Below are 12,486 nucleotides of genomic sequence, written 5' to 3' on the forward strand. Positions count from 1 at the left end.
TCTGAGGTCAAAATCGACCTCAGCTCAGACGATAATCCCGGGCACTGGGCGCTGCAGGTAGATGCTGCTCGCCCAACGCCTGCCGGCACTCACGCTCCAGGGTCAGTGTGATCGCGTCCAGCGGCAGACCGTTGTCGCCGGCGCCGAAGGGCTGCTCCAACTGCTGGCTCAGCTCGTCGAGGCCAAAAAACGCATAGGCGACGATGGCCGTCAGCAGCGGAGTAATCATGCCGCTGCTGGCGACCAGACCGAAGGGCAGCAGCAGGCAGTAGATATAACTGGTGCGGTGAACCAGCAGCATATAGGCAAAGGGTAGCGGGGTATTGGTGAGCCGCTCGCAGCCGGCAACCACCTCGCTCAGGGCGTTCAGACACTGCTCAAAATTGCGTGCCGTGACCGAATCGAAGCCGCCGGTTTTAACCTCTACGGCCACCTGTTCGCCTATCATCTGCAGTATCCGCTCGGGGCGGTTGACCGCGCGTTCCAGCTGCCAGCATTCAGCATCGCTGAGCCACTCCTGCAGTCCGGGCATCGGGTCAATGTCGCGCAGCTGGTCGCGCAGACAACCGGCGAAGGCAACCAGCCGTCGCGCCATCCGCTTGTGCCGCTCGCTCTCCTCGCCACGGTAGGCCAGACTCATGCGCAACAGGCTGCGTGCCTGAATCAGCAGCTGCCCCCATAGCCGGCGGCCTTCCCACCAACGCTCGTAGCAGGCGTTGTTGCGAAACCCCAGGTAAAGCGACAGCGCGATACCGATAAAGGCAAAGGAGGAGGTGCTCAACTCGGGGAACAGCTGGGGATACTGGTCGTGAACCCATACCAGCAGTGCCGACAGCAAGGCGATCAGCAGTATCTGCGGCAGCACGCGGGGAGCGATCGATCCCTGATAAACGAAGAACAGCGCCAGAAACCCCGGCTTTTCACGCACAATCACGGCAAAAATCCATCCGGAAAACGCCTCAGCATAGCCCCTTCCCTTCGCCGGCTGCAATGCCCGAGCAGGGAAACGCCCGCCCAAAGTAGTAGGTCATTTACGCCCATTGACCCTTAGCCAGCCCAAAACAGATCTGACACTCTGGTCAGGATAAGAATAATAGAATTGGATTCGAGGACACCGGCATGCAAGCCCTGTTTCAGCGCTGGTCGCACCTGCTGCTACTGCTGATGCCGCTCTGGCTGGCTACTGGCGTAAGTCAGGCTGAGCCCCTGGCCGATGAGCAGGATATGCCGGCATTGATCAAACAGATCTTTCCCCAGGCTACCGAGATAAAGCCCCAGCTGAGCGATCCGCCGGTCTGGCCCGTCTATCAAGTGACCGAGTTGATCGGCTACGCCTTTCTATCCGGCGACTATGTGCAGCTGCCCGGCTTCTCCGGCGCGCCCTACCAGCTGCTGATCGGTATCGATCGAGATGGCATCTACCGTGGCGTCAGGGTATTGGAACATCATGAACCGATCTTCCTGCACGGATTGGGACCCGAGCCGATGCATCGCTTTACCGAGCAGTATCCCGGGCTGGACCTGCGTCAGACCATCAAGATCACCAGTGCCGCGGTGCGCAACAAAGCCAGCGGCAGCAATGTCTACATCGACGGCATCACCAAGGCCACCGCATCGGCCATCGTACTCAACGAGAGCGTGATGCTGTCGGCGGTTCAGGCCGCACAGCAGCTCGGGTTGATTCCCCATCGCAGAACCCCGGCTCAGGTGCGCGCCGATCTACAGGAGCCGGCCAACTGGTCCCGTCTGGTCAACGAGCAGTGGGCGCGGGAGCTGAAACTGAGCGAGGCAAAGGTGGACAGTGCGTTCGCCAACCAGCCCGCCGCTGAGCCAGACACTGGTGACAGCTTTGTTGAGCTGTATTTCACCTACCTGAATGCCCCGACCATCGGCCGCTACCTGCTCGGCGACGAGCACTACACCCGCCTGATCGAGCAGAAGCTGGAGCCGGGGGAGCATGCCATCGCGGTGCTGAATACCGGCCCCTACTCCATACTCGGCGACAGTTTCGTGCGAGGAACGCCGCCGGACCGGCTGGCGCTGGAGCAGAACGGGATCCAGATCGAGCTGCGTGATCTGGATTTCTACAGCGCGGTGGAGCCGCAACTGCCGGCGGACCTGCCCTATTTCGATGAGGTAAGGCTGTTTCGGATCAAGAGCAGCGCCGGCTTCGACCCCGCCTCGCCCTGGACGCTGAAGCTAGTGGTCAGTCGCGAGCAGGGCTATCTGCGGCCGGACACTATCCGCACCTTTGCCGCCGACTACCTGCTGCCGGAGCGTTTCTTCATCATCAGCGAGCAGGAGACGGTGGATAACACCCCGCTCTGGCTGCAGATCTGGCAGCAACGCGCGGGCAAGATCGCCGCACTGCTGCTAGGCCTGACACTGCTCACCGCGATCATTCTGGGTCACCGCTGGGTCACCGCCGATGCCCGGCGCTTTCGTCTGATCCGCTGGGGCTATCTGCTCTACACCCTGGTCTTCATCGGCTATATCACCCAGGGTCAACTGTCGATCACCAACCTGTTCACCATCCTGCAGGTGGTCAGCGGCAAGGTGAGCGGATCGATTCTGCTGATCGACCCGGTAATTGCCATTCTCTGGTGCTATGTATTGCTGACACTGCTCCTCTGGGGGCGCGGCTACTTCTGCGGCTGGCTCTGTCCGTTCGGTGTGCTTCAGGAGATGGTGGCGGAGCTGGCCACCCGGCTGAAGATTCGCCAGAAGCGCATACCCTGGCACATCCATCGCCGTGTCTGGGGCCTGAAATACGTGATTCTGGCTGGCCTGGTCGTCGTCAGCTTCTACTCGCTCAGCGCCGCCGAGCGCGGTGCCGAGGTGGAGCCGTTCAAGACCGCGATCACCATGGGCTTCGTGCGCGAATGGCCGTTTGTGATCTACACCGGGGCGCTGCTGCTGGCCGGGCTGTTCGTGCACAAGTTCTTCTGCCGCTACCTCTGCCCGCTGGGCGCCGCGTTCGCCGTGCTCGGCCACTTCCATCTGTTTCGCTGGCTGCCCCGCCGTGCCGAATGCGGCAGCCCCTGCCAACTCTGCACCCACCGCTGCGGTATCCGTGCCATAGCGCCCTCGGGCAAGATCAACTACCGTGAGTGTATCCAGTGCTATGAGTGCGAGGTGATCTACCGCGACAATCACCAATGCGTGCCGCTGATCAACGAGCGAAAAGGCAAACGTAAACCCTCACAGCTAATCGCCAAAGCCTCTTGATCCTCATTTGAGGTGGCGACTCAGCGCGAGTCGCCCACATGTGATACCTTCTTCCCATCGGGCCGATTCGATCAACACGGATCAAAAAACATACAGCGAAAACTTGTATATCGAACTTTTACGATATATATTTCGCAAATACACGATATACAAAAAATGACAGACAACATTGAACTCGATGCCGTTATCAAGGCGCTGGCCCACCCGGTCAGACGGCAGATACTGGCATGGTTAAAGGAACCCGAGCGCTGGTTTGCCGAGCAACCCACCCCCTTCGAAGCGGGCGTGTGTGCCGGCATGATCGACAAAAAGACAGGACTGTCTCAATCCACGACATCGGCCCATCTGGCGACCTTGCACCGGGCAGGACTCGTGGAAACGCAGAAGATCGGTCAGTGGATCTACTACAAGCGCAACGAAGCAAATATCCGGGCGTTTCTGGACGCTATCAGCACCAGCCTTTGACCTCTGGCGGCGGTGCTGGAGAGCGGGGGCCCCGAATCCAACATCGTCCAAGGAGGCGTTAGATGAGTACACTTTTCCAACCGTTGAAAGTGGGTGCGCTCGAGCTGCCCAACCGCATCATCATGGCACCGCTGACCCGCTGCCGGGCCGAATCGGGCCGGGTACCGGGCAAGCTGATGGTCGAGTACTATCGCCAGCGTGCCAATGCGGGTCTGATCATCTCCGAAGCGACCGCGGTTACCCCGATGGGGGTAGGCTATCCCGACACGCCGGGGATCTGGTCCGAGGAGCAGGTAGCGGGCTGGAAACAGGTTACCGACTGCGTACACGCCAAGGGCGGTCGCATCGTGCTGCAGCTCTGGCATGTCGGCCGCATCTCCGACCCGCTGTATCTGGATGGCGCGCTGCCGGTGGCCCCCAGCGCGGTGCGCCCGGCAGGCCATGTCAGTCTGGTGCGTCCGCAGAAAGAGTATGTTACGCCTCGGGCTCTGGAGATCGACGAGATCCCAGGCATTATCGAGGCTTACCGCCGGGGCGCGGAAAACGCTAAGGAAGCGGGCTTCGACGGTGTCGAGATCCACGGCGCCAACGGCTACCTGCTGGAGCAGTTCCTGCTCGACGGCAGCAACAAGCGCACCGATGCCTATGGTGGCCCGATCGAGAACCGTGCCCGCCTGCTGCTTGAGGTAACCGATGCGGTAATCGATGTCTGGGGTGCGGACCGCGTCGGCGTGCACCTCTCACCGCGGGCCGATGCCCACGACATGTCGGACTCCGACCTGCGCAACGCCTTCTCCTATGTGGCACGGGAGCTGGGCAAGCGCGGTATCGCCTTTATCTGCGCCCGCGAAAAAGTTCGTGAGGACAGCCTTGGTCCGGAACTGAAGCGGCTGTTCGGCGGCGTCTATATCGCCAACGAAGGCTTCACACTGGAATCGGGCAACCAGTGGGTGGATGCCGGCAATGCCGATGCAATCGCCTTCGGCGTGCCCTACATCGCCAATCCGGACCTGAGCCTTCGCTTCAAACAGGGCGCTGACCTTAATGCCCCTGACCCGGCGACGTTCTATGCATCGACGGCCGAAGGCTACACCAGCTATCCGGCACTGGCCTGATTGACTAGATCTTAGTCCGGTCAGCTGTTGATGGAGCGGTGCTCGGTTTCGGGCGCCGCGTAGAGCAGACAATCGCTCAGGGCGATATCCTTGCGATGGGTGATCATGAACAGCTTCAGCGGCTGGGTGGTTTCCAGCCGCCCCTCGCGGACTTGGAACCAGTCGTCCAGACGCTCCACACCCGCTCCATCTCGAGCACTGATCCGGGCACGGCTTTCGCATCCGTCCAGCCAACCGATGAACGTACCGGCTGGTGCAGTGCCGAAGTTGTACCGTTCCAGATCGGGCGGTACGGTCAGATCCACACCCGGTACCGGCCGGGTGTCGTAGGCCAGCGTCGCGCCATCCGTAAACTCTAGCCGTGCCGGATTGTGGTACAGCTCCAGATGCTGGCCCGGCGGTAAATCCAGCACCTTATCCATGCTGGCGTAACGCAGCAGACCCTCATAGGCTATACGGTCCGAGCGCGGATCACCGGCGCCGCCAGTCTCGATGGTGATGATCGGACAGTCGGGACGGCTGAGTTCCATCAGTGCCCCCAGCCGCAGATCGTTGACCACCAGGTGCTCGGTAAACAGCGAGACCAGCGCCTCGTGCTGACGGTCTTCGTAGGTCACCACACCAAAGGCAGGGCCAGCTCCCGAGGTGTTGTGGATATCGATCACACACTCAGGTCTATGCTCCGCCAGCAGTTGTAGAATCCGCTCGGCGATGGCGCCTGGCCGATCATTGAATGGCGGGCGGAAGCAGCGGTTCATATCCCGCTCCCCCGGCATATAGCGGTGCAGGAAAAGTTGCTCATGCATGGCGGTCTCAACCGCCGGAACGAAACAGGCCAGATTGACCTGCGGCTGATGCCCCTCTTTGAGGAAGCGGAACAGCGCGCGGGTACCGGAAGGCTCATTCCCGTGCAGCAGTGTACACAGGGCACGGGTTCGCCCAGGATCGCGTCCCGGGATCAAAATCAGCGTAGCGCCACCCAGGCGATTCAGGAACTCCACCTCTGTATCGCCCCAGATGCTGGTGGCGGAGGCCTCCAGCACTCTGACTGGATCGCTCGCTATTGTCACTCTATATCCTTCCACTGTGCGATCGGCAGGTTATGCCGACTGTTTTCCATATACTCGCGCATCAACTTACTCAGTGCCAGATGACGGGGCATGTTTCGATGCAGGCGCGCAAACTGGCGCAGCTGCCAACCGGCACCGTTGGTGCCTGCCTCCAGTCGCTCGCGAATCAGGTCAAGGTAGTACTTGCTCTCCTCGGCATCGATACCGATGGCCGACAGGCCAGTTTCGGCCAGTGGCAACAACCGGCGCACCAGCTCGACGGGCGTCAGCTCGTCGAATCCGCCGCCATCCTCCCTCGGCCAGAGCAGCTTCGCCCCCATCCCCAGCTGCGCTGCACGATAGAAGTTGTACACAAGTGTCTGGTAGGGCATCGCCGGTATCAACCTTTCCATCTGTGGCGCCAGGCCCTCGGTCAAACCGATCAACAAGGCTGCGTTGGCCATCATATCGCAGGCGCTGGGGCCCGCCGGCAACGCCCTTAGCTCTATCCTCAGGTGCCCCTTGCCGCAGGAGTCATAGATCGCCCGGTTCCAGGGCCAGACGGTGCCCTGATGCAACTTCAGCTCGAACAGCTCAGGCACCTCACCGGACTTGATCACTCGCTCCGGATTTTCATCGCTGCAGATCGGCAGCAGCGGCGGATGCAGATAGACGTTTTCGGCAAACAGCTCGTAGACCCCTTCGCGCACCCAGCCGTTGCCGAAATCGACCCTTGATGGCAGGTGCGCATCGCGCAGGTCCCGGGTGTAGCCGTCGATTGCATGTTTGAACAGCGGGATCCGTGTCTCATGCCAGAGTCTCCGGCCGATCATGAACGGCGAATTACATGCAATACCGAGCACCAGTGGCGTGGCCATCTGGACTGCGTTGAAGGTACGTGCATAGGCCGAGGGTTCGACGCGGTAGTGCAGCTGCAGGGAGGTATTTGCCCCCTCCAGGGTCAGATCCCGCGAGCGCAGCTCGACCGGCTCTTCACCGTTGATCTTGATCGAAAACAGCTTGCCGCGCAGGTTAGCCAGGCGCTCGGTCAGGCAGTGATAGCGTTTCAGGTCGGTCATATTGCTCGGCCCGAAATCCCGCCGCTTCAACGTCGGTAATATCCCGATCGGCACCACCACCGCGCCGTACTCCTGCGCCACCTCGCTCAAACGCCCTATGGCATCGGAAATCTGTGTCTCGGTGGAGGAGAAGGGCCGGCCCTTCAGCCGCACCGGCGTCAGGTTGTATTCGAGGTTGTACCGGTTCAGCTCAAGCGTGACCTGCGGATCATCCACCTTTTCCTGGATCTCGGCGTTACGCCCGACCGGACGCCCCTGGCCGTTGACAATGTAGAGCTCCAGCTCGGCACCAAAGGTCCGCGCCCCCCTGCCAAAACCCGGCCGTTTCAGAACGGCGGCCAGCGCTTCCAGATCCGCATCCAGCCGTTGCTGAAACTGCTGAATGGATCTGGCCGAGAAATCGGCGTCTTCGATAGCTCGTCCCATGGAAGCACCTGCAAAAACCTTTGCATTCAGAATGGCACATCGCGGCCAGTTCTCAACCGGGGAAGATCAATAAGAGGAGGAGCCGGATCGGCTTCGCAGAGCCGGGATGGGAGCACCCCATCCCGGCGCATACTATACGCGCTCCCGCTCCAGAAACGGCACCAGCACCCGGTATAGTGCCTGGGCGTCCCCGCTGCCTGCCAGCTCGCGGATCGAGTGCATGGCGAACTGCGGCACACCGATATCCAGGGTTCGTACCCCCAACTCGGCGGCGGTGATCGGACCGATGGTGCTGCCGCAGGCCATATCGGTGCGGACCACGAAGCTCTGTACCGGCACCCCCTGCTCCTCGGCAAGATGGCGGAACAGCGCACTGGTTTCGCTATTACTGGCATAACGCTGGTTGGCGTTGGTCTTGATAACCGGTCCTGCATTGATCAGCGGTCCGTGGTTGTCATCATGCCGATCGGCGAAGTTAGGATGGACACCATGGGCGTTATCCGCTGAGATCAGCATCGACGCCGCCAGTGCCCGGTTGCGTGAATCGGCATCCGGCATCACCCGCTCGAGCCACTGTTTCAGCATCGGTCCCTGCGCGCCCGAGGCACTCATGCTACCCACCTCCTCATGATCGTTGCACACCAGTACCTGTCCGGGGCCGGCGTCGGCATCGATCAGGGCTTTCAGGCCGATAAAGCAACTGAGCAGGTTATCGAGCCTAGCGGACGCTATGAACTCGCGGTTCAGCCCCAGTTCCGAGGCACCCTGGGCATCATAGAAACAGAGTTCGTAATCGAGCACCCGGCTGACACCTTCGATACCTGTGTTGATCAGGTGCTCGCGCAGTAGCTCACGGAAGTCCGGTTTCTGTTTCGCCTGCCCCATGACCGCCGGCAGGAAGGTCTGGGCATTGATGCTCCGACTGGAGTTGGCTTCACGGTCGAGGTGAATCGCCAGACTCGGAATGATCGCCACCGGGCGTTCGAAATCGATCAGCGAGCTGTGCAGCTGCCCTGCGTCATCACGCCAGCTGACCCGTCCGGCCAGCGACAGATCGCGATCGAACCAGGGATTGAGCAACACGCCACCGTAAACCTCGATGCCGAGCTGGAAGTAGCCTTTGCGGATAAGCTCCGGCTGCGGCTTGACCCTGAGACACGGGGAGTCGGTATGAGCGCCGACCAGGCGCCAGCCGGTGTCGGCGACATCGGTACCTATTGGCTGACGCCAGGCTATGATCGACGAGCCGTTGCGGCGGATAAAATAGCCTTTGCCGGGCTCCGGTAACCACCTCTGACTCTCGTGGAGCTCTGCAAAGCCCGCCGCCTGCAGGCGTATAGCCAGAGAGGAGACGGCATGCCAGGGGGTCGGCGATGCATCAAGAAACTCGATCAGTTCGCGGTTGAATTCGCTTTGCGCCATTTTACTCTCCTGTCGCTGGCTTGCTCGCAGCTGCGCCCGCCAGCTCTACCTCGAGCAGTTCGACCCTGAAGATCAGCGCCGAGTTGGCAGGAATCATCACCGACGGACTGCGCGCACCGTAGGCCAGATCGGCCGGCAGATAAAGCACTCGCTCCCCCCCGACCCGCATATCCATGAGCCCTTCGCTCCAGCCCCTGATCACCTGATTCAACGGGAAACGGGCAGGCTTGCCGCGCTGGTAGGAGCTGTCGAACACCTCGCCATCGATGCGCTTCCCTTCGTAGTGCACCACAACCACGTCCCGCGGCCCTGGCTGGGGGCCCTGCCCCTGGCGAATCACCCTGTATTGCAGCCCGGAGGGCTTGACTACGACATCGGCCTGCTCGGCATTTTTGGCCAGAAACGCATCGCCGGCGCGGCGCGTTTCATCGTTGAGCGCCTTATCCAGCAACTCCTGTCGAAAACGCGCCTCCTCTGGATCCTCGCCACAGGCACTTAGAAGAACGGCCGCACCCAAGCCCAAGGCACAACAAAGTAGATTTCGACGGCTCAGCGGTTTCATCCCAACCTCTTGAAACGAACAAAGAGTACTGATTTTACATTAGTTATCCGGCTGACTACACTCGGAAGCCTGCCACGTCTATCCTTAACAGGTGATGTCGGGCGGAACTCGACAATCGCTCTGCATGTCTGAGTTATCAAATTGAACGACTTGGAGCCTCTCCCTGCGATGACACATCGTTTCAAGCTCACCCCCTTTTTTCCGGCGTTGCTGTTTGCGCTCTTCATCTCCCTGCCTGCGCAGGCACGACTGGACCCGGAACCGATCTACAAGCAGACACTGCTCGATGTGGTCGAGACGCTGCAAAGGGGCCACTACAACCGCGTTGACATCAACGATCAGCTCTCCAGCGCACTGTTCGACCGTTATCTCGACACGCTGGATCCCAGCCACAGCTATTTTTATGCCGCGGATGTGGCCGAATTCGAAAAGTGGCGCACCAGTCTCGACGATCAGATCAAGAATGGCGAGTTGAGTGCGGCCTACACCATCTTTAACCGCTTCGAACAGCGCAACCTGGAGCGCTTGGATTACATTATCGCCAGGCTCGAAGATGAATCGGTGGAGTATGATTTCACCCTCGATGAATCGATCGACCTGGACCGCAAAGAGGCACCCTGGATCGAATCGACCGAAGAGATGAACGACCTCTGGCGTCGACGGGTCAAGAACGCACTGCTCAGCCTCAAGCTCGCCGACAAGAGCGTGGCAGAGGCGCGTGAGATCCTGCTCAAGCGCTACCGCTCGCAGAAGCAGCGCGCGGAACAGACCAAGAGCGAAGATGTGTTCCAGACCTATGTCAACTCGCTGACGGCCGAGTTCGACCCCCACACCCAGTACTACTCGCCGATCAGCGCCGAGAGTTTCCGCATCACCATGAGCCTGTCGCTGGAGGGCATAGGCGCGGTACTCCAGGGTCAGGATGAGATGACCAAGATCGTCAGCCTGGTACCGGCTGGCCCCGCGGAGAAAAGCGGCCAGCTAAAGCCAGCCGATCTGATCGTCGGCGTTGCGCAAGGCGACGAGGGTGAGTTTGAGGACGTGGTTGGCTGGCGCCTGGATGACGTGGTGCAGCTGATTCGGGGCCCCAAGGATACCGTGGTGCGCCTGCAGATCATCCCGTCCGACGCCGCCGACCAGACCATGCGTAAAACCGTTCGCCTGGTGCGCTCGAAGGTCAAGCTCGAGGAGCAGGCCGCCAAGAGCCGGGTTCTGCAGATAGAGCAGAACGGCAGAACGCATAAAATCGGTGTCATCAGCATCCCGGCGTTCTATATCGATTTCCAGGCGCTGCAGAGTGGCGACCCGAACTACAAAAGCACCACCCGTGACGTACACGCCCTGATAGACGAGCTGAAAACACAGCAGGTCGAAGGGCTGATCATCGATCTGCGCGACAATGGCGGCGGCTCATTGCGCGAAGCAAACGAACTGGTGGGCCTGTTCATCAGCCGCGGCCCAACCGTCCAGATTCGGGATCCGGATGGACGGGTCGACATATTGGGAGACTTCAACCCTGAGGTTGCCTGGAATGGCCCGCTGACGGTCATCGTCAACCGACTCAGCGCGTCGGCCTCCGAGATCTTCGCCGGTGCGATTCAGGATTACCAGCGCGGCCTGGTCGTCGGTAGCCGCACCTTCGGCAAGGGTACGGTGCAGGTGGTGCAGGAGATCGATCACGGTCAAATCAAGATGACACACTCCAAGTTTTACCGCATCTCCGGCGAAAGCACCCAGCACAAGGGGGTCAACCCGGACATTCAGTTCCCGACCCTGTACGACGAGAACGAGATCGGCGAAAGCTCGCTCGACTCTGCTCTGCCCTGGGATAAGGTACGTCCGGTGCGTTATGGTCGTTTCCCCTCGTTGACTGAGTTACTGCCGACACTGAGCCAGATGCACCATCAGCGTACGGATAGCGACCCCGATTTCCTGTTCATGAACGAGCAGATCGAACGCCTGAAAGAAAAAAGGAGCGACCGCGTATCGCTCAACGAAAACACCCTGAAAGAGGAGCGTGAAAAAGCGGAGTCCTGGGTGCTGGACAGTGAGAACCGTCGACGCCGAGGCAAAGGTCTGGACAAAGTAGAATCCCTGGCCGAGCTGGAGCAGACACTGCCCAAGGATGAGCAGGGCCGGACAATCAACCCGGAAGCGGAAGCACTGCTCAACGAAAGCGCTCACATTATGCTCGACATGATCAATCTGGCGAGCCCCCAGGCCACCGCCCAGAGTCGACTGGAACGCTAATCAGGCATGAAGATCTCGAAGCCGTTATTTGTAGCGCTGTTCGCGGTGCCGATCCTGCTCCTCCTGCTCGGCACAGGCGGCTATTTTGGCTGGCATGCGCTACGGGCTCAGCATGACGAGAACCGGGACATACTGCAGAAGTTCGGCTTCGAGATCATGCCTGCCAACCCCTACACGGAATCCACCGGTGTACTCGGTCAGAAACAGCTGCCGGCCACCTTTGCCGAGGACGACCTGACCCCGGTCGAAAAGGTGATCCATGGTTTGATGAAGGACAAGGAGCGGCTGCTGAAAGACAATGAAGCACTGCAGCAGGTGGTGGAGCAGCTGAAGCAACAGATCGCCGATCTGGAGCACTACAAAGCGGTCAATGAACAGTTTGCACCCGAGACGTTGGAGCAGGAGCTCGCCCGCACGCGCGGAGAACTGGAAGCCGGCTTGCGCGCGCTGCCGGAAGCCAAACGTTTCAGTGATTTTTGGATCAACATGATGTCAGGAGCGGCGCTGACCGAATACCGTCGTTTTGTCGACGCCAACCGGATGTTGCTCGATGAACCGACGCGTAAACGCCTGGTAGAACATGAGCTGATCAATTACGCCTTTTGTATCGGTAATGCGGTCGAGATCGCCGCCAACTCAGCCGCTGAGGTGCGCAGCATCGCCAGGTGGCTTGAACAACCGGAAACAACGAGATTACCGTCGGCCCTGTCGGCAGACCTCAACACCGTCCTCCCGCCATGCCAAAAGCCATTGCGTGAACAGCTGAATGCCAGCCTCAGTGCTCGCGGCGGATGATTTTTCATCCATGTTCGCTGTTCATGGCAAAGCCACCTCTGTATAATCTTGCCACTTTATCACTTGCGTGCCACCTACGTCAGCGCGGTGGTATG

Annotated in this window: 10 protein-coding genes; 5 read left to right on the plus strand and 5 right to left on the minus strand. The window is 60.2% G+C overall.

What is annotated here, in order from left to right:
- Positions 1 to 19: 19 nt before the first annotated feature.
- A complete protein-coding gene (locus tag IEX40_RS00985; protein WP_188745244.1) occupies positions 20 to 934 on the minus strand; it encodes a bestrophin family protein in 915 nt (304 codons plus the stop codon).
- Between the two features lie 185 nt (positions 935 to 1,119).
- On the opposite strand from IEX40_RS00985, the gene IEX40_RS00990 reads away from it, so the two are divergent.
- The 3 genes from IEX40_RS00990 (at position 1,120) to IEX40_RS01000 (ending at position 4,808) form a co-directional block, all read left to right on the plus strand.
- The gene (locus IEX40_RS00990; protein ID WP_188745245.1) at positions 1,120 to 3,228 is read left to right on the plus strand and encodes a NosR/NirI family protein; all 2,109 of its coding nucleotides are present in this window, start codon (positions 1,120 to 1,122) and stop codon (positions 3,226 to 3,228) included.
- 156 nt (positions 3,229 to 3,384) lie between these two features.
- Entirely contained in the window at positions 3,385 to 3,693 is a 309-nt protein-coding gene (locus IEX40_RS00995) for an ArsR/SmtB family transcription factor (RefSeq protein WP_188745246.1), read from the plus strand.
- A 62-nt stretch (positions 3,694 to 3,755) separates the two neighbouring features.
- Complete coding sequence (locus tag IEX40_RS01000; RefSeq protein WP_188745247.1) at positions 3,756 to 4,808, plus strand: alkene reductase; 1,053 nt, start codon at positions 3,756 to 3,758, stop codon at positions 4,806 to 4,808.
- A 20-nt stretch (positions 4,809 to 4,828) separates the two neighbouring features.
- On the opposite strand, the gene IEX40_RS01005 is transcribed toward IEX40_RS01000, so the two are convergent.
- The 4 genes from IEX40_RS01005 to IEX40_RS01020 form a co-directional block, all read right to left on the minus strand.
- The gene (locus tag IEX40_RS01005) at positions 4,829 to 5,878 is read right to left on the minus strand and encodes a M14 family metallopeptidase (RefSeq protein WP_188745248.1); all 1,050 of its coding nucleotides are present in this window, start codon (positions 5,876 to 5,878) and stop codon (positions 4,829 to 4,831) included.
- Positions 5,875 to 7,362, minus strand: coding sequence for a glutamate-cysteine ligase family protein (locus IEX40_RS01010; protein WP_188745249.1), 1,488 nt, complete (start codon positions 7,360 to 7,362; stop codon positions 5,875 to 5,877). Before IEX40_RS01010 ends, IEX40_RS01005 begins: the two co-directional genes overlap by 4 nt.
- A 132-nt stretch (positions 7,363 to 7,494) precedes the next feature.
- On the minus strand, positions 7,495 to 8,784 hold the full coding sequence (locus IEX40_RS01015; RefSeq protein WP_188745250.1) for a M18 family aminopeptidase: 1,290 nt from the start codon (positions 8,782 to 8,784) through the stop codon (positions 7,495 to 7,497).
- 1 nt (position 8,785) lies between these two features.
- Positions 8,786 to 9,346 carry an FKBP-type peptidyl-prolyl cis-trans isomerase gene (locus IEX40_RS01020; RefSeq protein ID WP_188745251.1) on the minus strand — a complete coding sequence of 187 codons (561 nt, stop codon included), beginning with the start codon at positions 9,344 to 9,346 and terminating at the stop codon, positions 8,786 to 8,788.
- Between the two features lie 168 nt (positions 9,347 to 9,514).
- Between IEX40_RS01020 and IEX40_RS01025 the strand changes: the two genes are divergently transcribed.
- Together IEX40_RS01025 and IEX40_RS01030 are read left to right on the plus strand one after the other, a co-directional pair.
- On the plus strand, positions 9,515 to 11,596 hold the full coding sequence (locus IEX40_RS01025; RefSeq protein ID WP_188745252.1) for a carboxy terminal-processing peptidase: 2,082 nt from the start codon (positions 9,515 to 9,517) through the stop codon (positions 11,594 to 11,596).
- Positions 11,597 to 11,602: 6 nt separating this feature from the next.
- Positions 11,603 to 12,391 carry a hypothetical protein gene (locus tag IEX40_RS01030; protein WP_188745253.1) on the plus strand — a complete coding sequence of 263 codons (789 nt, stop codon included), beginning with the start codon at positions 11,603 to 11,605 and terminating at the stop codon, positions 12,389 to 12,391.
- Positions 12,392 to 12,486 lie beyond the last annotated feature (95 nt).

Origin of the sequence: Marinobacterium zhoushanense, from assembly GCF_014641945.1 — a bacterium.
In the GTDB taxonomy this organism is placed as follows: Bacteria; Pseudomonadota; Gammaproteobacteria; order Pseudomonadales; family Balneatricaceae; genus Marinobacterium_D; species Marinobacterium_D zhoushanense.